At 75.6% G+C, this 18,906-nt stretch carries 18 protein-coding genes; 7 read left to right on the plus strand and 11 right to left on the minus strand.

Annotated elements, in window-relative coordinates:
* Positions 1-31: 31 nt before the first annotated feature.
* The gene (locus FB586_RS15290; RefSeq protein WP_136520159.1) at positions 32-2,152 is read right to left on the minus strand and encodes an amylo-alpha-1,6-glucosidase; all 2,121 of its coding nucleotides are present in this window, start codon (positions 2,150-2,152) and stop codon (positions 32-34) included.
* On the minus strand, positions 2,149-3,348 hold the full coding sequence (locus FB586_RS15295; protein ID WP_136520160.1) for a glycosyltransferase family 4 protein: 1,200 nt from the start codon (positions 3,346-3,348) through the stop codon (positions 2,149-2,151). Before FB586_RS15295 ends, FB586_RS15290 begins: the two co-directional genes overlap by 4 nt.
* 167 nt (positions 3,349-3,515) lie before the next feature.
* Between FB586_RS15295 and FB586_RS15300 the strand changes: the two genes are divergently transcribed.
* The 4 genes from FB586_RS15300 to FB586_RS15315 all read left to right on the plus strand — a co-directional run bounded on the left by FB586_RS15300 (position 3,516) and on the right by FB586_RS15315 (position 7,298).
* On the plus strand, positions 3,516-4,973 hold the full coding sequence (locus FB586_RS15300; RefSeq protein WP_136520161.1) for a GuaB1 family IMP dehydrogenase-related protein: 1,458 nt from the start codon (positions 3,516-3,518) through the stop codon (positions 4,971-4,973).
* Positions 4,970-5,695 (plus strand): type 1 glutamine amidotransferase, encoded by a 726-nt coding sequence (locus FB586_RS15305; RefSeq protein WP_136520162.1) that lies wholly within the window; start codon positions 4,970-4,972, stop codon positions 5,693-5,695. The genes FB586_RS15300 and FB586_RS15305 overlap by 4 nt, the downstream gene beginning before the upstream one ends.
* Positions 5,696-5,766: 71 nt before the next feature.
* On the plus strand, positions 5,767-6,405 hold the full coding sequence (locus FB586_RS15310) for an NUDIX hydrolase (RefSeq protein WP_136520280.1): 639 nt from the start codon (positions 5,767-5,769) through the stop codon (positions 6,403-6,405).
* Entirely contained in the window at positions 6,402-7,298 is an 897-nt protein-coding gene (locus FB586_RS15315; protein ID WP_246036796.1) for an aminoglycoside phosphotransferase family protein, read from the plus strand. The genes FB586_RS15310 and FB586_RS15315 overlap by 4 nt, the downstream gene beginning before the upstream one ends.
* Before the next feature lie 26 nt (positions 7,299-7,324).
* On the opposite strand, the gene FB586_RS15320 is transcribed toward FB586_RS15315, so the two are convergent.
* The 5 genes from FB586_RS15320 to FB586_RS15340 form a co-directional block, all read right to left on the minus strand.
* Complete coding sequence (locus FB586_RS15320; protein ID WP_136520163.1) at positions 7,325-7,750, minus strand: DUF1801 domain-containing protein; 426 nt, start codon at positions 7,748-7,750, stop codon at positions 7,325-7,327.
* 70 nt (positions 7,751-7,820) lie between these two features.
* Positions 7,821-10,628: an aconitate hydratase gene (locus FB586_RS15325; RefSeq protein WP_136520164.1), complete on the minus strand. Its 2,808-nt coding sequence runs from the start codon at positions 10,626-10,628 to the stop codon at positions 7,821-7,823.
* 276 nt (positions 10,629-10,904) lie between these two features.
* A complete protein-coding gene (locus FB586_RS15330; protein ID WP_136520165.1) occupies positions 10,905-11,081 on the minus strand; it encodes a translation initiation factor 2 in 177 nt (58 codons plus the stop codon).
* An 89-nt stretch (positions 11,082-11,170) separates the two neighbouring features.
* The gene (locus FB586_RS15335; RefSeq protein WP_136520166.1) at positions 11,171-12,442 is read right to left on the minus strand and encodes a class I SAM-dependent RNA methyltransferase; all 1,272 of its coding nucleotides are present in this window, start codon (positions 12,440-12,442) and stop codon (positions 11,171-11,173) included.
* The gene (locus tag FB586_RS15340) at positions 12,432-14,435 is read right to left on the minus strand and encodes an APC family permease (protein ID WP_136520167.1); all 2,004 of its coding nucleotides are present in this window, start codon (positions 14,433-14,435) and stop codon (positions 12,432-12,434) included. The genes FB586_RS15335 and FB586_RS15340 overlap by 11 nt, the downstream gene beginning before the upstream one ends.
* A 103-nt stretch (positions 14,436-14,538) precedes the next feature.
* On the opposite strand from FB586_RS15340, the gene FB586_RS15345 reads away from it, so the two are divergent.
* Positions 14,539-15,189, plus strand: a complete 651-nt coding sequence (locus tag FB586_RS15345) for a potassium channel family protein (protein ID WP_136520282.1) — start codon at positions 14,539-14,541, stop codon at positions 15,187-15,189.
* Entirely contained in the window at positions 15,186-15,860 is a 675-nt protein-coding gene (locus tag FB586_RS15350) for a potassium channel family protein (protein ID WP_136520168.1), read from the plus strand. Before FB586_RS15345 ends, FB586_RS15350 begins: the two co-directional genes overlap by 4 nt.
* On the opposite strand, the gene FB586_RS15355 is transcribed toward FB586_RS15350, so the two are convergent.
* The 4 genes from FB586_RS15355 to dut all read right to left on the minus strand — a co-directional run bounded on the left by FB586_RS15355 (position 15,793) and on the right by dut (position 18,268).
* Positions 15,793-16,557 (minus strand): DUF3159 domain-containing protein, encoded by a 765-nt coding sequence (locus FB586_RS15355; RefSeq protein WP_306419172.1) that lies wholly within the window; start codon positions 16,555-16,557, stop codon positions 15,793-15,795. The two genes, FB586_RS15350 and FB586_RS15355, sit on opposite strands and share 68 nt — an antisense overlap.
* A 2-nt stretch (positions 16,558-16,559) precedes the next feature.
* Positions 16,560-16,928 (minus strand): OB-fold nucleic acid binding domain-containing protein, encoded by a 369-nt coding sequence (locus tag FB586_RS15360; RefSeq protein ID WP_136520169.1) that lies wholly within the window; start codon positions 16,926-16,928, stop codon positions 16,560-16,562.
* Entirely contained in the window at positions 16,925-17,659 is a 735-nt protein-coding gene (locus FB586_RS15365) for a DUF3710 domain-containing protein (RefSeq protein ID WP_246036797.1), read from the minus strand. Before FB586_RS15365 ends, FB586_RS15360 begins: the two co-directional genes overlap by 4 nt.
* Positions 17,660-17,746: 87 nt before the next feature.
* Positions 17,747-18,268, minus strand: coding sequence for a dUTP diphosphatase (dut, locus tag FB586_RS15370; RefSeq protein ID WP_222928376.1), 522 nt, complete (start codon positions 18,266-18,268; stop codon positions 17,747-17,749).
* A 118-nt stretch (positions 18,269-18,386) separates the two neighbouring features.
* Here dut and FB586_RS15375 point away from each other — a divergent pair, with 118 nt between their 5' ends.
* A complete protein-coding gene (locus FB586_RS15375) occupies positions 18,387-18,878 on the plus strand; it encodes a DUF3093 domain-containing protein (RefSeq protein WP_136520172.1) in 492 nt (163 codons plus the stop codon).
* The last annotated feature ends 28 nt before the right edge of the window (positions 18,879-18,906 follow it).

An 18,906-nucleotide genomic window follows, 5' to 3' on the forward strand; every position in this document is an offset into this window, starting at 1 on the left:
GCTACCGGCCGCGCCCGCCGCGGGCCTCGTGTCAGCAGGTCAGCAGCCCCGCGCACGCCCCGGTCGCACCGTCGTCGGGGCCCGCGACGTCCCAGCGGTCGTCGCCGAGCGGCAGGCCCTGCACCTCGACCGGGCCCCACGACGCCGGCAGCGCGGGCCGGGCCACGCGGCGGCCGTGCGGCACGCACGGGTCGAGGCGCAGCAGCGCGGTGAGCAGACCGAGCGGGCTCGCGGCCGCCCAGGCCTGCGGCGAGCAGGACGTCGGGTACGGCACGGGCACCGGCACGTCGCCCCGGTCGAACCCGCAGAACAGCTCCGGCAGCCGCCCGCCGAACGCGGCCGCCGCGTCGAGCAGGCCCTCGGCCAGCCGGTGCGCGTGGTCGAGCAGGCCGGCGCGCACGAGCCCGGCCAGCACGAGCGCGTTGTCGTGCGGCCACACCGAGCCGTTGTGGTAGCTCACCGGGTTGTAGCGGGCGGCCGTCGTGGCGAGCGTGCGCACGCCCCACCCGGTGAACAGCGCGGGCCCGAGCAGGTGCTCGGCGACCTGCGCCGCCCGCTCCCCCGTCGCCAGCCCCGTCCAGAGGCAGTGCCCCTGGTTCGAGGCGAGGGCGTCGACCGGCTCCTTGCGTCCGTCGAGCGCGAGGGCGTAGTACCCGCGGTCGGGCAGCCAGAACGCGTCGTCCACCGCGGCGCGCAGCCGCTCGGCCCGCTCCGCCCACGTGCGCGCACCCGCCTCGTCCCCCAGCAGGGACGCCAGGTGCGCGCGGGCCCGATACGCGCCGTGCACGTACGCCTGCACCTCGACCAGCGCGACCGGCCCGGCGGCGGGTCGCCCGTCCGCGAAGGAGATCGCGTCGTGCGAGTCCTTCCAGCCCTGGTGCAGCAGCCCCCGGTCCGTCGAGCGCTGGTACTCCACGAAGCCGTCGCCGTCGCGGTCGCCGTACCGCTCGACCCACTCCAGGGCGGCGTCCGCGGCCGGCAGCAGGGCGCAGACGTCCTCCAGCGGCACGCCCCACCGGGCGGCGAGGTCGAGCACGACGACGAACAGCGGCGTGGCGTCGACCGAGCCGTAGTAGACGGCGCTGCCGCCCAGGGCGCGCTCCTCGTCGCCGCGGCGCACCTCGTGCAGGATCCGGCCGGGCTCCTCCTCGCTGAGCGGGTCGACGCGCCGCCCCTGGTGCGCCGCGAGCGTCTGCAGCGTGCCGACCGCGAGGTCGGGGTCGAACGGCAGGGCCAGCGCGCTCGTCAGCAGCGAGTCGCGCCCGAACAGCGCCATGAACCACGGGGCGCCCGCCGCCACCACGTCGGCGCCGGGCAGCACGGGGTCGGAGATGCGCAGCGCGCCCAGGTCGAGCACGGAGCGGCGGACGGCGTCGCGCAGCCGCGGGTCGGCGCACCGGACCTCCGGCCGCTCCCGCCGCCACGCGCGCATGCGCCGCGACGGGTCCGCCTGCTCGACGGGCCGGTCCACGGGGAACGACGCGTCGACCTCGCCCTCGTCGGTCGAGGGCAGGACCTCGACCGTCGTCCGCCACGTCCCGCGCGGGGGGACGACGACGCGCCACCACAGGGCGCCCGGGTGCGCGCGGGCGCCGTGACCCCGCACCCGCACGCCGCGCCGGCGCGTGCCGTGCCCCGCCTCGAGCGTCACGGCGTCGCCGTCGTCCCGGCGGCGCACGGCCCCGCGCCGCCCCGGCCGGCCGTCCTTGACGTCGAAGAGGTCCGCGAAGTCGGCGTCGACGAGCAGCTGCAGGGTCAGCCCCGCGGGCTCGGTGCCGTGGTTCGTCACCAGCAGGTCCTCGCGCATGCCGTCGGCGACCAGCCGGCGCCGCTCGACGACCACCGTGCTGTCGTCCTGGCCGGGACGCGCCGCGGCGCGGGTGACGAAGCGGGCGCCGAACGGCTCGCCGGGCACGACCGCGAGCGCCTGCACCGGCTCGTCGTCCACCAGCAGCCGCCACGCCGAGACGATCCGGGTGTCCCGGTAGAAGACGCCCTGCGGCCTGTCGGGCTCGATGTCCCCCGCACGGTCGCTCACGCAGAACGACGCGCCCTCGACGAGGGTGACCTCGTCACGGGCGGGGACGGCCTCGTGCTGGTCGACGGCGGCCCTCGCGACGGCCACGGGCTCGGCGGCGGGCACGACGCTCACGCGCCCACCTCCTCCACGACGGCGCCGCGCGCGGCCGCGGCGCGTGCGGTCCGGTGCGGCCGCGCGGCGCCGCGCCCGCGGTGGCGGCGGCCGGCGCCGGCGCGCCCGCCGGCGGCGCTCCCCACGGCGGCCCGGTAGACCGCCTCGTACCCGGCCGCCATGACCGGCAGGTCGAAGTGCTCGAGCGCGCGGCGGCGGCACGCGGCGGGGTCGAGGTCGTCGGCGGACAGGATCGCCGCCGGCAGGTGCGCCGGGTCGTCGAGCAGCCGGCCGGTCTCGCCGTCCGCGACCACCTCCGGGACCGCCCCGCGGCGCAGCGCGACGACCGGCGTGCCGCAGGCCATCGCCTCGATCATCACCATGCCGAACGGCTCCTCCCAGCAGACCGGGAAGACGAGGGCGCGCGCCCCGGCCAGCAGCTCGCGCTTGAGCGCGGCGTCCGCCTCCCCCACGTACTCGACGCCCGGGCCGAGGCGCGGGGCGATCCGCTCGTCGAAGAACGCGCGCTCGCCGGGCTCGTTGCGCTTGCCGGCGAGCACGATGCGCCGGCCCGCCGCGCGCGCGGCGTCGATCGCGAGGTCCGGCCCCTTGTCCGGGTTGAACCGGCCGAGCCACAGGACGTAGTCGTCCTTGTCCTCCCGGTAGGGGAAGGACGCGACGTCGACGGCGTTGTGCACCCGGCCCACCCAGTGCAGGTCGGGGTTGAGGCGCCGCTGCGCGTCCGAGATGGCGACGAGGTCGATCGTCCGGCCCAGGCGCCGGTGGTAGTCGCCCTGCTCACCGGTGACGGGGCCGTGCATCGTCACGACCGTGGGGACGGCCCGGCCGCGCGCCAGCAGCGGGCCGGCGAGGGTGTGGTCGTGCACCAGGTCGACGTCGAGGCCGTCGAGCGCCTCCGCCGCGGCGGCGGCGTGGATGACCTCGGGTGCGGGTGTGCCCAGCCGGTGCGACGGCGGCTCGGGGAAGACCTGGACGAAGCGCTGCGCCGCGGTGCGGTGCCGGCCGGCGCCGACGAGCGTGACCTCGTGGCCGCGGGCGACGAGCTGGTCCACGAGGTCGGCGACCACCGACTCGATGCCGCCGTAGCCGGCGGGCGGCAGCTCGAACCACGGCGGCGCCACCATCGCGACGCGCAGCGGTGCGGACGTGGGGACCTGCGGCGCGCCCGGCGCCGACGCGAGCTCCACGACAGTCATGGGGTGTCGTCCTCCTACGACGTGTCCGAGGGGCAGCTGACCACCTGCCCGATCCTGGGGCGCCCGGGGCGCCCGCACTTCTCTTAGCACTCTCACGCCGCGAGTGCCAGCACGTCCCCCGTCGTCGTGACGACGAGCAGGTAGCATGAGTCGGAAAGGGGATCCTCATGCGCTTCCTCCCGGGCCACACGCCCACCTCGGACCTCACCTACGGCGACGTCTTCCTCGTCCCGTCCCGCTCGGAGGTCACGTCCCGCTTCGACGTCGACCTCACGTCGGTCGACGGCACGGGGACGACCGTCCCGCTCGTGGTCGCGAACATGACCGCCGTCGCCGGCCGCCGGATGGCCGAGACCATCGCCCGGCGCGGCGGCATCGCCGTCCTGCCGCAGGACACGCCGACCGACGTCGTCGCGACCGTCGTGGCGAGCGTCAAGGAGCGGCACCCGGTCGTCGAGACGGCGACCGTCGTCGACCCGCACGACACCGTCCACACGGCGCTGTCCCTCATCGCCAAGCGCGCGCACGGCGCGGCGGTCGTCGTGGACGCGGACCGGCGGCCCGTCGGCGTCGTCACGGAGGCGGACTGCCGCGGCGTCGACCTGTTCACGCAGGTCGACCAGGTGATGACGCCGGACCCGACGACGATCGAGCTGTCGGTCGTCGAGGAGCACGGCACGCGCGGGCTCGAGGAGGCGTTCGAGCGGCTGCACCACGAGCGGCGCCGCTTCTCCCCCGTCGTGCGCGACGGCCGCCTCGTCGGCGTGCTCACGCGCGTCGGCGCGCTGCGCTCGTCGATCTACACGCCGGCCCTGGACGCCCAGGGGCGGCTGCGCATCGCCGCGGCCGTCGGCATCAACGGCGACGTCAAGACGAAGGCGGCGGAGCTGCTCGAGGCCGGCGTCGACACGCTGGTCGTCGACACGGCACACGGCCACCAGCGCAAGATGCTCGACGCGCTGGCCGCGGTCCGCTCCGTCGACCCGCAGGTGCCCGTCGTGGCCGGCAACGTCGTGACGGCCGCCGGCGTGCGGGACCTCGTGGAGGCCGGCGCGGACATCGTGAAGGTCGGCGTGGGCCCCGGCGCGATGTGCACGACGCGCATGATGACCGCGGTCGGCCGGCCGCAGTTCTCCGCGGTGCTGGAGTGCGCGGCGGAGGCGCGACGGCTCGGCCGGCACGTCTGGGCCGACGGCGGCGTGCGTCACCCCCGCGACGTCGCGCTCGCGCTCGCCGCCGGCGCCTCCCAGGTGATGATCGGCTCCTGGTTCGCCGGGACGCACGAGTCCCCCGGCGACATGCACACCGACGGCCAGGGCCGCCTCTACAAGGAGAGCTTCGGCATGGCGTCCGCGCGGGCCGTCGCGGCGCGCACCCGCGGCGGGTCGGCGTTCGAGCGCGCCCGCAAGGCGCTGTACGAGGAGGGCATCTCGTCCTCGCGGATGTACCTCGACCCGCGTCGCCCCGGCGTGGAGGACCTCGTCGACCACATCACGGCGGGCGTGCGCTCGGCCGCGACGTACGTCGGCGCGACCACCCTCGAGGAGCTGCACGAGCGCGCCGTGGTGGGCATCCAGTCCGCCGCGGGCTACGACGAGGGCCGGCCGCTGCCGGACGGCTGGTGACCGGGCCGGCCACCGGACCGCGTCCCGTCCTCGTGCTGACGCACGCGCCGCACGAGGGACCCGGGCTGATCGGCCGCGCGCTGGCCGGGACGCCGTACACGCTGCGCACGGTGCTGCACCAGGACGCGCCGCGGCTGCCGGCGGCCGAGGGCCTCGCGGGGCTCGTGGTCATGGGCGGCGCGATGGACGCGGACGACGTGGCCGGTCACCCGGGCCTGGCCGCGGAGCGGGCGCTGCTGCGTGCGGCGGTCGACGCCGACGTGCCGGTGCTCGGGGTGTGCCTCGGCGCGCAGCTGCTGGCCCTCGCGCTCGGGGCGGGCCTGCACCGGCGCACCGCGCGCGAGGTCGGGTTCGCCCCGGTCGACGTCGTCGCGGACGACCCCGTGGTCGGGGCGCTCGGCGCGGTCGGCTCGTCGCCGACGGTGCTGCACTGGCACTCCGACGAGGTCGACCTGCCCCCGGGGGCGACGCTGCTCGCGTCGTCGGCCGTGACCGAGGTGCAGGCGTTCCGCGCGGGCAGCGCGGTCGGGCTGCAGTTCCACCCCGAGCTCGACGCCACGATGCTGGACCTCTGGCTGGCGACGCCCGACATGACGGCGGACCTCGACGAGGACGAGGTGGCCGCGATCCGGGCCGGTGGCGAGCAGCACCTGCCGGCTCTGGTCCCGGCCGCGGAGAAGGCGTTCGGCGCGTTCGCCGACCGGGTGCGGGCGCGCGCGTGACGGCACCGGGCCGCGGCACCACCGGTCCCGCCGCCGGCGGGCCGTCGGGCCCGCGGGACGAGCTGCTCCGGATGGTCCGGGCGGGCGTGCGGTGGCCCGGCGACCCGACCGGTCTGCACATGGACCCGGCTCGCGTCCGACGGGCCGCGGTGCTGGTGCTGTTCGGCGTCCTCGACTCCGTCCCGGCGCACGAGCACGGCCACGGGCACGTGCCGGACGACCTGGACGTGCTGCTGCAGCGGCGCGCCGCCACGCTCGGGCACCACCCCGGCCAGGTCGCGTTCCCCGGGGGCGGCATCGACCCGGACGACCACGGCCCCACGGCGGCGGCACTGCGCGAGGCGGTCGAGGAGACGGGCCTGGACCCGAGCGGCGTCGACGTGCTCGGCGAGCTGGACGAGATCCCGCTGCCCGTCAGCAACAACGTCGTCACCCCGGTCGTCGCCTGGTGGACGCGGCCGTCCCGCGTCGCCGCGGTGGACCACCGCGAGGCGGTCGACGTGTTCCGCGCCCCCGTCGCGGACCTGCTGGACCCCGCGCGCCGCGCCGTCGTCGTCCACCCCGTCCCCCGCGGCCGCAGCCGCACGCCGGCGTTCGAGCTCGACGGCGGCGTGCTCGTGTGGGGCTTCACCGCCATCGTGCTCTCGGGCATCTTCGACGCGCTCGGCTGGACCCGGCCGTGGGACGACCGCCGTACCGTGACGCCGTGACCCCGCCGCCCGCCCACCCGATGATCGAGGTCGACGTCGACGCCGACCTCGCGCGCACGCTGCTCGCCGAGCAGCACCCCGACCTCGCCGACCTGCCGCTGCACGGCCGGACGAACGGCTGGGACAACATCACCTGGCGCCTCGGCGCCGACCTGGCGCTGCGTTTCCCCGTGCGGGCGATGTCGTCGCCGCTCGTGGAGCGGGAGCAGACGTGGCTGCCGGTGCTGGCTCCGCGCCTGCCCGTGCCCGTGCCGACGCCCGTGCGCGCGGGACACCCCGGTCCCCGCTACCCGTGGGCGTGGAGCGTCGTGCCGTGGCTCCCGGGCGAGGTGGTCGCGGCCACCGCCGTCGCGCCACGGACCGCCTGGGCGCACGAGCTCGCGGACGCCCTCGCGGCGCTGCACGTCCCGGCACCACCCGGCGCCCCGCCGAACCCGTACCGCGGCGTCCCGCTCGCCGAGCGCGACGCGGTCGTCGCCGACCGGCTCGCGAGCGACCTGCCGCACGGCACCGCCCTGCGGGGCGCGTGGACGGCCGGCCTCGCGGCACCGGCCTGGTCGGAACCGGCTGTGTGGCTGCACGGGGACCCGCACCCGGGCAACCTCGTCAGCCGGGACGGCCGCCTGGCCGGGCTGCTCGACTTCGGCGACCTCACCGCGGGCGACCCCGCGTCGGACCTCGCGACGGCGTGGCTCACGTTCGACGCCGAGGGCCGGGCGGCGTTCCGCGCACGCACCACCGCCCTGCGCGGGTGGGACGACGCGACGTGGGTCCGCGCGCGCGCCTGGGCCGCGGCCCTGGTCCCCGTCCTGGTCGCCCACCCCGAGGAGTACCCGCTCATGGCGGCCGTCGGCCGGCACGCGGCGGTGCAGATCGCCTCGGACGGGCGCTGACCCGGCGCGTCGGACGCGCGGCGGCCTCAGCCCCAGACGTGCGCGACGACGCGCGCGTACGACCGGCCGACCATGCCCTCGAGCACGTCGAGGTCCACGGCGTCGAGCCGCGTGAGGTACAGGCACGACACGCTCGTCGTGTGCGGCCCGAGCCGGGCGAGGTCGTCCTCGAGCCCGTCGAAGCCGAGCGGGAGGTAGACGGTCGAGCTCGCCTTGCGGGGCGAGAAGCCGGCCGCCGCGGCGTCGCCCTCGCGTCCCGAGGCGTACCGGTAGTGGTACCGGCCGAACCCGACGATCGAGCCGCCCCACATGCGCGCGGGCTGCCCGGTCGCACGCTCGTGCAGCGAGAGGAGCGTGTGCGCCTCCTCGCGGCGGCGGTCGTCGGGCACCGAGGCGAGGAACGCGGCGACGTCGCCGTCGTTCTCGACCGTCCTGGGGGTGCCGTCGCCCATCACCCGAGCATGGCACGGCCCGCCGGCGCCCGGGAGTCCGGGTGCCGGCGGGCCGTCCGCCGCGTGCTCGTCAGCCGACGAGCGAACGCAGCACGTACTGCAGGATGCCGCCGTTGCGGTAGTAGTCCGCCTCGCCGGGGGTGTCGATGCGCACGACCGCGTCGAACTCGACGACCGAGCCGTCGGCCTTCGTGGCGGTGACCTTCACCGTGCGCGGCGTCGTGCCCTCGTTGAGCGCGGTGACGCCGGCGATGTCGAACGTCTCCGTGCCGTCCAGGCCCAGCGAGTCCGCCGTCTCGCCCTCGGGGAACTGCAGGGGCAGGACGCCCATCCCGATGAGGTTGGAGCGGTGGATGCGCTCGAACGACTCGGTGATGACGGCGCGGACACCGAGCAGGCGGGTGCCCTTGGCGGCCCAGTCGCGGGACGAGCCCGAGCCGTACTCCTTGCCGCCGAGGACGACCAGCGGCACGCCCGCCTCCTGGTAGGCGACCGACGCGTCGTAGATCGTCGTCTGCTCGCCCGTGAGGTGGTTGACCGTGAAGCCGCCCTCGACGCCCGGCACCAGCTGGTTGCGCAGGCGGATGTTCGCGAACGTGCCGCGGATCATGACCTCGTGGTTCCCGCGGCGCGAGCCGTAGGAGTTGAAGTCCCGGCGCTCGACGCCGTGCTCGGCGAGGTAGAGGCCCGCGGGGCTGTCGGCCTTGATGGAGCCGGCCGGGCTGATGTGGTCGGTCGTGACCGAGTCGCCGAGCTTCGCCAGCACGCGCGCCCCGGAGATGTCCGTGACGGGCTCCGGCTGGGCGCCCATGCCCTCGAAGTACGGGGGCTTGCGGACGTAGGTCGACTCCGCGTCCCAGGCGAACGTGTCGCCCTCGGGCGTCGGCAGCGACCGCCACCGGTCGTCGCCCGCGAAGACGTCGGCGTAGTCCGACTCGAACATCTGGCGGTCGATCGACGCGTCGATCGTCGCCTGCACCTGCTCCGGGGACGGCCAGATGTCCCGGAGGAACACCGGCTCGCCGGCCTCGGTGTGGCCGAGGGGCTCGTTCTCGAAGTCGAAGTCCATCGTGCCGGCCAGCGCGTACGCGATGACGAGCGGCGGCGACGCGAGGTAGTTCATCTTCACGTCGGGGTTGATGCGCCCCTCGAAGTTGCGGTTGCCGGACAGCACCGAGACGACCGACAGGTCGTGCTCGTTGACCGTCGCCGAGATCTCGTCGGCGAGCGGGCCGGAGTTGCCGATGCAGGTGGCGCAGCCGTAGCCGACCAGGTGGAAGCCGAGCTTCTCGAGGGACGGCCAGAGGCCGGCCTTCTCGTAGTAGTTCGTGACGACCTGCGAGCCCGGCGCCATCGACGTCTTGACCCACGGCTTGGCCGTGAGGCCCTTCTCGACCGCGTTCTTCGCGAGCAGCGCCGCGGCGAGCATGACCGACGGGTTCGACGTGTTGGTGCAGCTCGTGATCGACGCGATGACGACGTGGCCGTGGTCCAGCTCGGTCGTCGTGCCGTCGGCGAGCGTGACCGGGACGCGCTTGTGCGGGCGCCGGGCCGAGTCGCCGCCCTCGACGTGCGAGGGCTTGTCGGAGCCGTCGGCGTGCTCGCCGGCGGCGATCGGGTCCGAGGCGGGGAACGTCTCGGCGACGGACTCGTCGAGACCGGTGAACGACGCCGCCTCGTGCGGGTCGACGTAGTCGAGGATCGAGGTCGCGAACGACTCCTTGGCCGCCGACAGCTCGATCCGGTCCTGCGGGCGCTTCGGGCCCGCGATCGACGGGACGACCGTCGACAGGTCGAGCTCGAGGTACTCCGAGAACACGGGCTCGACGTAGGACGCCGCGCTCGGGTCGTGCCAGAGGCCCTGCTCCTTGGCGTACGCCTCGACGAGCGCGAGCTGCTGCTCGGACCGGCCGGTCAGGCGCAGGTAGTCCATCGTCACGCCGTCGATCGGGAAGATCGCGGCGGTCGAGCCGAACTCGGGGCTCATGTTGCCGATGGTGGCGCGGTTGGCGAGCGGCACGGACGCGACGCCGTCGCCGTAGAACTCGACGAACTTCCCCACCACGCCGTGCTGGCGCAGCATCTGCGTGATCGTCAGGACGACGTCGGTGGCCGTGACGCCCGCGGGGATCGAGCCGGTGAGCTTGAAGCCCACGACCCGCGGGATGAGCATCGACACCGGCTGGCCGAGCATGGCGGCCTCGGCCTCGATGCCGCCGACGCCCCAGCCGAGCACGCCGAGGCCGTTGACCATGGTCGTGTGCGAGTCGGTGCCGACGCAGGTGTCGGGGTACGCGCGGCCGTCGCGGACCATGACGCCGCGGGCCAGGTACTCGATGTTGACCTGGTGCACGATGCCGGTGCCCGGGGGGACGACCTTGAAGTCGTCGAACGCCGTCTGGCCCCAGCGCAGGAACTGGTAGCGCTCACGGTTGCGCTGGTACTCGAGCTCGACGTTGCGCTCGAACGCGTCACGGCGGCCCGCCACGTCGATCTGCACCGAGTGGTCGATGACGAGCTCGGCCGGGGCGAGGGGGTTGATGCGGGACGGGTCGCCGCCGAGGTCCGCGACCGCCTCGCGCATCGTCGCGAGGTCGACGACGCACGGCACGCCCGTGAAGTCCTGCATGATCACGCGCGCCGGCGTGAACTGGATCTCGGTGTCGGGCTGCGCCTGCGGGTCCCACCCGGCGAGCGCGCGGACGTGGTCCGCGGTGATGTTCGCGCCGTCCTCCGTGCGCAGGAGGTTCTCGGCGAGGATCTTCAGGCTGTACGGCAGCCGCTCCACACCGGGGACCGCGGAGAGTCGGAAGATCTCGTACGAGTCGTCACCGACCTCGAGCGTTCCCTTCGATCCGAAGCTGTCGACGCTGCTCACGTGGGCTCCTTCGCTGGCGAGTGGCCGGGCGGTCGTCCGGGCCCGGCGGGGGCGGCCGGCGACCAGCCTAGGACCCGGCCGCGCGACCTCGTGACGCGCGGCCCCTGCCACCGGCAGCGGCGCCCGTCCGTAGATATCTTGATGTCGAGATACATCGTACCTGCTCCGGGACGCACCGCACGCACGACGCGCCCCGCACGTCCCGCACGGCGCGAGGGGCGGCCCGGCGGACGGGCCGCCCCTCGCGGACGGTCGGCGGGTCTGCCGTGCCCGCGGTCAGCGCTGCTGCGCCCCGCCGGCCGCGCGGACCGCCTCCGCCGCCTTCCGCTCGGCCTCGACCGCCCGCTGGTGCGCACGGCGGTCGTAGTCGGGCGTGCCCTGCTTGTGCAGCTCCTGCGTCGCGATCCGGCTGGCCTCCGCGAGCCGGCGCTGGGCGTCCTGCGACTCGGTCATGGTCCACCTCCGTCGTCCGGCGGCCCGTCCCTGTAAGGGCCTCAGTGCCACGGTAGGCCCGCCCCGGGACCGCCGCGAGGGGTCTGCCGTCAGCGCGTCAGGACCGCGACCGCCTCGAGGTGGTGGGTGTGCGGGAACAGGTCGAACCCGCGCACATCCAGGCCCGTCCACCCGTGCTCGCCGAGCAGCGCGACGTCCCGCGCGAGCGCCGCCGGGTCGCACGCGACGTAGACGATGCGCTCGGGGCGCAGCGCGGCGATCGCATCGACGACCGCGCGCCCGGCACCCGTGCGCGGCGGGTCGAGGACGACCACGTCGGCGTGCACCGCCGCCGGCACGCCGCCCCGGCCGGACAGCGCCGTCGCGACGTCACCGGCGTGCAGCTCGACCTGGGGCCGGTCGTGCGCGTTGCGCCGCGCGTCCCGGACCGCCCGGGCGTCCCCCTCGACGCTGACGACCCGGCCGTCCTCCCCGACCGCGTCGGCGAGCGGGAGGGAGAACAGGCCGGCCCCGGCGTACAGGTCGAGCACCGTCGCGCCGGCGACGTCCCCGACGCCCCGCAGCACCTCGCCCACGAGCAGCGCGGGCGCCTCGCGGTGCACCTGCCAGAACCCGGCGCCGGCGACCCGGTAGTCGTACCGACGCTCGCCGACCTCGACCCGCTCGCGCACGGCCGTGCGCGCGTTCGGGCGGGGGTCCGGCCGGCCGCGGCCACGGTCGAACGGGACGCCGTCGACGAGCACGAGGGCCGGCGAGCCGTCCGCGGGCGCGACGGCCTCGACGCGCACCCCCGCCGGCCAGCGGCGGTCGAACAGCCCGAGCGCCGCCACCTCCGGGGTCGCGAGGGGCATCGCGTCGAGCGGGACGACGTCGTGCGAGCGGTGCCGGTGCATGCCGGCCCGGCCCGCGCGGTCGGTCACCAGGTCGATCCGGGTGCGCCACGCGAGCCCGTCCCGCTCGTCGTCCCCCGGGGCCGCGAGCACGGGCGGCTCGAGGTCCAGCCGGGCCAGCCGGCGCAGCTGCTCGGCCAGCACCGCGGCCTTCCACGCGCGCTGCGCGGGCAGCGCCACGTGGCCGAGCTCGCCGCCGCCCACCCCGCCGGGGCCGGCCTCGGGCCACACGTGCGGCACGCGGTCGGGCGACGCGTCGAGGACCTCGACGGCGTCGGCGCGCCAGAACTTCGCCGTCTCCCCCGCGTCCGTCAGGCGCGCGCGCACGCGCTCGCCCGGCAGGGTGTGCCGGACGAACACGACGCGTCCCTCGTGCCGGGCGACGCAGTGGCCGCCGTGCGCCACCGGCCCGACCTCGAGCTCGACGACGTCCCCGGCCTCGGCCGTGGTGGTCGGGTCCTCAGATGACACGCTTCACCGGTCCTCGCACGGTCTCCTCCATACCCGTCTGCCCCTCGCTCGACGCGAGCTGCCACGGCACGGACGCCACGACGACGCCGGGCGTGAACAGCAGACGGCTCTTGAGCCGCAGGGCGCTCTGGTTGTGCAGCAGCTGCTCCCACCAGTGACCCACGACGTACTCCGGGATGTACACGACCACGAGGTCGCGCGGGCTGTCGCGCCGGATCGACCGCACGTACGCGAGCACCGGACGCGTGATCTCGCGGAACGGCGAGTCGAGCACCTTGAGCGGGACGGGCAGGTCCGCCGCCTCCCACTGCGCCCGCAGGGCGGCGACGTCGTCGGGGTCGACGCCGACCGTCACCGCCTCCAGGACCTGCGGCCGGGACGCGCGGGCGTACGCCAGCGCGCGCATCGTCGGCCGGTGCAGGTGCGAGACCAGGACGACGGCGTGCACCCGGCTGGGCAGCGCGCGGGCCGCCTCCACGTCGTCGCCCAGCGCGAGCTCCTCGCGCACGTGCTGGTAGTGCCGGTGCACGCCCTGCATCGCGACGAACACCACCACCATCGCGAGGATCGCGATCCACGCGCCGAGCAGGAACTTGGTGGCCAGGACGATGACGAGCACGGTCCCCGTCATGCCGAGGCCGACGGTGTTGATGACGCGCGAGCGGACCATGCGGGCGCGGGCGCGCGGCTCGACCTCGGTGCGCAGCGCGCGCGTCCAGTGCCGCACCATGCCGAGCTGGGACAGCGTGAAGGACACGAACACGCCGACGATGTACAGCTGGATCAGCCGCGTCACCTGCGCGTCGAACGCCCAGATGAGCACGGCCGCCGCGGCCGCCAGCGTGACGATGCCGTTGGAGAACGCGAGCCGGTCGCCGCGGGTGTGCAGCTGCCGCGGCAGGTACCCGTCGCGCGCGAGGATCGACCCCAGCACCGGGAACCCGTTGAACGCGGTGTTGGCGGCCAGCACGAGGATGAGGCCGGTGACGATCGCGACGAGCACGAACAGCACGTCCGCGCCTTCGAACACCGAGGCGGCGAGCTGGCTGATCACCGGGTGCTGGACGTAGTCCTCGCCGACCGGGACGCCGTCGCGCAGCAGCTGCTCGGCCGGCGCCTCCGCGAAGCGCACCCCCGTCGCCTGCGCGAGCAGCAGGATCGACATGATCATCGCGATCGAGATCGTGCCCAGCAGCAGCAGGGTGGTCGCCGCGTTGCGCGACTTCGGCTTGCGGAACGCGGGCACGCCGTTGCTGATCGCCTCGACGCCCGTCAGGGCGGCGCAGCCCGACGCGAACGCGCGCAGCACGAGGAACCCGCCGGCCAGGCCCATGAGGCCCTGGTCGAACCCCGCCTCGGCCACGAGCTCGAGGTCGGCGCTCTCGGCGGCGGGGAGGGTCCCGGTGAAGTACCGGAAGGCCCCGACGACCGCGAGGGAGCCCATCGCGAACATGAACAGGTAGACGGGGATCGCGAACGCCGAGCCCGACTCCTTGACGCCGCGCAGGTTGACGAGCGTGAGCAGCACGACCAGCGCCACCGCGAACGCGGTCTCGTGCCCCCGCAGCGCCGGGATCGCCGTCGCCGCGTACTGCGCCCCGGACGAGATCGACACCGCGACGGTGAGGACGTAGTCGACCAGCAGCGCGCTCGCGACCGTGACGCCGGCCTTCGGGCCCAGGTTGACCGACGCGACCTCGTAGTCGCCGCCGCCCGACGGGTACGCGTGCACGTTCTGCCGGTAGGACGCGACGACCGTCACCATGACGAGCACGACCCCGAGGCCGACCCACGGCGAGATCGTCAGGGCGGCCAGCCCGGCGATCGAGAGCGTCAGGAGGATCTCGTCGGGGGCGTACGCCACGGACGAGAGCGCGTCGGACGCGAAGACCGGGAGCGCGATGCGCTTCGGCAGCAGGGTGTGGCCGAGCCGGTCGCTGCGGACCGGGCGGCCGAGCAGCAGCCGTTTGGCGGCGTCACTGAGGTCGGACACGGTCAGCGATCGTATGCCCCGTCAGGGTTCCGTACACGATCCCCGCCGAGGCGGTGGGGACGGGTGCGCGGGTATACCGTGACCGGCTGTGCACTTCGTGATCATGGGCTGCGGCCGCGTGGGGGCCACCCTGGCGCAGTCCCTGGAGTCCCGCGGCCACTCCGTCGCCGTCATCGACCAGTTCCCCGACGCCTTCCGGCGCCTCGACGCGGGCTTCACCGGCAACAAGGTGACCGGGCTGGGGTTCGACCGGGACACGCTGCGCACGGCCGGCATCGACGACGCGTACGCGTTCGCCGCGGTGTCGGACGGCGACAACTCGAACATCCTCGCCGCGCGCGTCGTGCGCGAGACGTTCGGCGTGCAGAACGTCGTCGCGCGCATCTACGACCCGCACCGCGCCGAGATCTACCAGCGCCTGGGCATCCCCACGGTCGCGACGGTGCGGTGGACCGCCGACCAGGTGCTGCGCCGGCTGCTGCCCATGGGCACGACCGACGAGTACCGGGACGCCTCCGGGCAGATCCAGCTCTCGCAGGTCGACGTCCACGCCGGCTGGGTCGGCCTGCCCGTCCGCGCCCTCGAGGACGCCTCCGGCGCCCGCGTCGCCTACCTCACCCGCTACGGCGACGGCGTGCTGCCGACCGCCGCGACCGTGCTCCAGGAGAACGACACCGTGCACATGCTGCTGCGCGCCGACGACGCGCCCGCCGTCGAGCGCGTGCTCACCGCTCCCCCGGCGGTGACCGCGTGAGGGTCGTCATCGCCGGGGCCGGCTCGGTCGGCCGCTCCATCGCCCGCGAGCTGCTCGCGGCCGACCACGAGGTCACCCTGGTCGACCGCCAGCCGTCGGCCATGCGCGTCGCGCAGGTCGCGGACGCCGACTGGCTGCTCGCCGACGCGTGCGAGCTGCCCACGCTGCGCGAGGTGCGCGCCGACGAGTGCGACGTCATGGTCGCCGCGACGGGCGACGACAAGGCGAACCTCGTCATCTCGCTGCTCGCGAAGACCGAGTTCGGCGTGCCGCGCACGGTCGCGCGCGTGAACAACCCCAAGAACGAGTGGATGTTCGACGCGGCCTGGGGCGTCGACGTGGCCGTGTCGACGCCGCGCATCATGACGGCGATGGTCGAGGAGGCCGTGGCGGTCGGCGACCTCGTCCGGATCTTCACGTTCCACCAGTCCAAGGCGGACATCCTCGAGCTCACGCTGCCCGAGGACTCGCCGCTGGCGGGCGTGCGCGTCGGTCAGGTCGCCTGGCCGGCGGACACGGTCCTCGCGTGCATCGTCCGCGACGCGCGGCCCATCGCGCCGACCGCCGACGACACCCTCGAGGGACGCGACGAGCTGCTCTTCGTCACCGGTCGGGACGCGGACGAGGCGGCGCTGCAGCGCCTCCTGACCCGCGCACCAGCATCCAGCTGAGCCACAGCGCGAGCGCCGTCAGCGGCAGGCCCATCGCGAGCTTGGCGGTGCCGAGCCACGCGACCTCGCCCGCCCAGTAGAGCGGCAGCTGCACGGCCAGGCGCAGCCCGAACATGCCGACCCACGGCCACGTCGCGAGCGCGTACCGCCGCCGGCGCACGGGGTCGCGCCGCCAGTCCACGACCGCCGACCAGGGGCCGCCCGTGAGCGGCCCGTCGTTGCGGAACAGCCCGACGACGAGCCCGACCAGCGGCCAGCCGACGAGGATCGTCACCAGCGTGCCGACCAGGTACGCGGCGTTCACGAGCAGGCCGTAGGCGAAGTAGTCGCTCGCGTCGCCCGTGCGCCAGGCCCAGATCACGCCGACCGCGACGCCGATGACGCCCGAGAACGCCTGCGTCAGGGGCGTGCGCTGCACGAGCCGCGCCAGCACCGCGAGCACGGCGGCACCCCCGGCGGCGACCAGCGCGGGCGTGAGCCGCTGACCGGCGGCCAGGTACACGACGACGAACAGCAGGCCCGGCGCGACGGCCTCGACCGCACCGCGCACGCCGCCGATCGCGTCCAGCGCGGAGAACTGCTCGGCGGTGATCGCGCGCATCCCGCGCGCGCCGCCGTCCTCGGGCGGCGTCACGTCGTCGACGACGTCCAGCACCGGCGGGTCGTCCGCGGGCCGCTCGGGTCCCGTCCCGTCCACGCTCACTCCCCCGGCCGCGGGCGCAGCTCGTAGCGGGGGTTGAACAGCGTGCGCCGCCCGTCCACCCGGCACACCATGCCGTCGACGCGCAGGCGGCGCCCGGGCTCGATGCCGGCGATCTGCCGGCGGCCCAGCCACACGAGGTCGAGCGTGCCCGACCCGTCGTACAGCTCGGCCTCGAGCGCCGGCACGCCCTCGCGCGGGCGCAGCGTCACCGAGCGCAGCACGCCGGACACCGACGCACGCGTGCGGTCCTGCAGCCGGTCGACGGCGCAGCAGCCCGGCACGGCGAGGGCGTCCGCGCGCTCCTCGTCCGCCTCGATCTCCGCCTGGGAGGCGAGGGCCTTGCGGACCCGGTCCTTGAGGGTCATCCGATCTCCGTGATCTCGGGGCCCCGGGCGGGGGGCTCGAACCGCGGTGCGGGTGCGGCCGGCGCCTGCGGCGTCGGCGCACCCTCCGGGAGCTTGAGGGCGAGCAGGTCGCGCGGCGGCCGCGGCTCCTGGCCGCGCACCACGACGATCTGCCCGAACAGGTCCTCCAGGGCGCGGGCCGCGTCCGGCTCGACCGCGGCCTTGCCGGTGAGGACGCCGCGCAGGAACCAGCGGGGCCCGTCGGTCCCGATGAAGCGGGCCGGGCGGTGCCCGGTGCGTCCCTCGGGGGTGCGCACGGGCAGGCGGGCGAGCAGCTCGCGCCCGAACGGCCCCGGCAGGTCGTCCACCGTGCCGCCCTGCTGCGTGATCGACTGGGCGATCTCCTCGCGGATCTCGTCCCAGATGCCCTCGGTGCGCGGCGCGGCGAACGCCTGCACCTGCAGCGACGACCCCTCCAGCAGCACCGTCGCCGCCGAGACGACGTTCGTCGCCTTGTCGATCTCCAGGCGCACCTCCATGCCCTGCACACCGGGCAGGAGGATCGCGCCGAGGTCGACGCGCGGGACCCCGGGCACCGCGTCCGCGGCGTCCCACGGGCCGACGCCCGGCGTGCCGTCGACGGACGCCTCCCCGGCGTCCTCGCCCGGCGGCGTCGCCCCGTCCGCCACCTCGGCGACCTCGGCCGCGTCGGCCTCCTCGACCTTCTTCGGCCCCCGACGGAACAGACCCACGATCCCCACTCCTCCGACCGGCGCCCGTGCGCCCTCGTCCATCATCAACGCCGTCGGTGACGACGGTAGTTCGTCCTCAGGCGTCTCTCAGGCCCGTGGCGGAGCCGACCCCCAGCCGCCGCTGGAGCCGAAGCCGCCCGCCCCGCGGACGGAGTCGGGCAGCTCGTCGACCTCGACGAACGCGGCGTGCTCGACGCGCTGCACGACCAGCTGCGCGATCCGGTCGCCCCGGCGCAGCTCCACGCTGTGCTCGGGGTCGGTGTTGAGGAGCGTCACGGCGATCTCCCCGCGGTAGCCGGCGTCCACCGTCCCCGGTGCGTTGAGGACCGTGACGCCGTGCCGGGCCGCGAGCCCCGAGCGCGGGTGCACGAACGCCGCGTACCCCTCGGGCAGGGCGATCGCGACGCCCGTGGGCACGGTGCGCCGCCCGTGCGGCGGCAGGACGACGTCCTCCCGGGCGACGAGGTCGGCACCGGCGTCGCCGGGGTGGGCGTAGGCGGGGGGCGGCAGGTCCGGGTCCAGCCGGCGCAGCAGCACCCGCACGGCGCCGCCGGGAGCCTCCGGACCGGCGTCCGCTGTCGCCGCGTGCTCGCGGGCGGTCTCGGTCACGGGGGCCGACCCTACCGCGCACCCGCCGACGCGCCACACCCGCCGGGCCGCGGACCGGCGTCGCCCGTCCGCGCGGCCCGGCGGGATCGCGGCGCGGTCCGGGTGGGATCCTGGTGCCATGCCCGCACCCACCGAGCACCCCGCCGCCACGCCCGCACCGTCCGCCGGCCGCCCCGTCTTCCGGGAGCGCCTGTGGCCCGGTCCGCTCGGGTGGGTCGGCGTCGTCGCGTTCGGCGTCGTGCTGGGCGTCGCGCTCCTGCCCGTGGACGACCTGGTGGCGCTCGTCGTCGCCGTCCTGGCGGTCCTCGGCGGCCTGGCGGTCGCCGTGCTGACCACGCCGGTCGTCCAGGTCGAGCGGGGCACCCTGCGCGCCGGCACCGCCCGCATCCCCGTGCGTCTGCTCGCCGACCCCCGGCCGTTGTCGCGGGAGGAGCTGCGGGTCGAGATGGGCCCGGCGCTCGACGCGCGGGCGTTCGCGTGCCTGCGGGCCTGGGTCGGCACCGCCGTGCGGGTCGAGGTCCGCGACCCGCAGGACCCGACGCCCTACTGGATCGTCTCGACCCGCCGGCCGGAGGAGCTCGTCGCCGCCCTGCGGGGCACCTCCGCCTGACGCCGGGGCCCGGCACGGCCGCGGCTCG

It is taken from the genome of Cellulomonas telluris, assembly GCF_004886325.1.
GTDB lineage: Bacteria > Actinomycetota > Actinomycetes > Actinomycetales > Cellulomonadaceae > Cellulomonas > Cellulomonas telluris.

What these genes read in the sequence shown, in the direction of transcription:
- FB586_RS15360 (WP_136520169.1), bottom strand. Translation starts at nt 16,928, where the DNA reads ATGACCCTCAAGGACCGGGTCCGCAAGGCCCTCGCCTCCCAGGCGGAG.
- FB586_RS15295 (WP_136520160.1), bottom strand. Translation starts at nt 3,348, where the DNA reads ATGACTGTCGTGGAGCTCGCGTCGGCGCCGGGCGCGCCGCAGGTCCCC.
- FB586_RS15330 (WP_136520165.1), bottom strand. Translation starts at nt 11,081, where the DNA reads ATGACCGAGTCGCAGGACGCCCAGCGCCGGCTCGCGGAGGCCAGCCGG.
- FB586_RS15300 (WP_136520161.1), top strand. Translation starts at nt 3,516, where the DNA reads ATGCGCTTCCTCCCGGGCCACACGCCCACCTCGGACCTCACCTACGGC.
- FB586_RS15345 (WP_136520282.1), top strand. Translation starts at nt 14,539, where the DNA reads ATGGGCTGCGGCCGCGTGGGGGCCACCCTGGCGCAGTCCCTGGAGTCC.
- FB586_RS15375 (WP_136520172.1), top strand. Translation starts at nt 18,387, where the DNA reads ATGCCCGCACCCACCGAGCACCCCGCCGCCACGCCCGCACCGTCCGCC.
- FB586_RS15310 (WP_136520280.1), top strand. Translation starts at nt 5,767, where the DNA reads ATGGTCCGGGCGGGCGTGCGGTGGCCCGGCGACCCGACCGGTCTGCAC.
- FB586_RS15320 (WP_136520163.1), bottom strand. Translation starts at nt 7,750, where the DNA reads ATGGGCGACGGCACCCCCAGGACGGTCGAGAACGACGGCGACGTCGCC.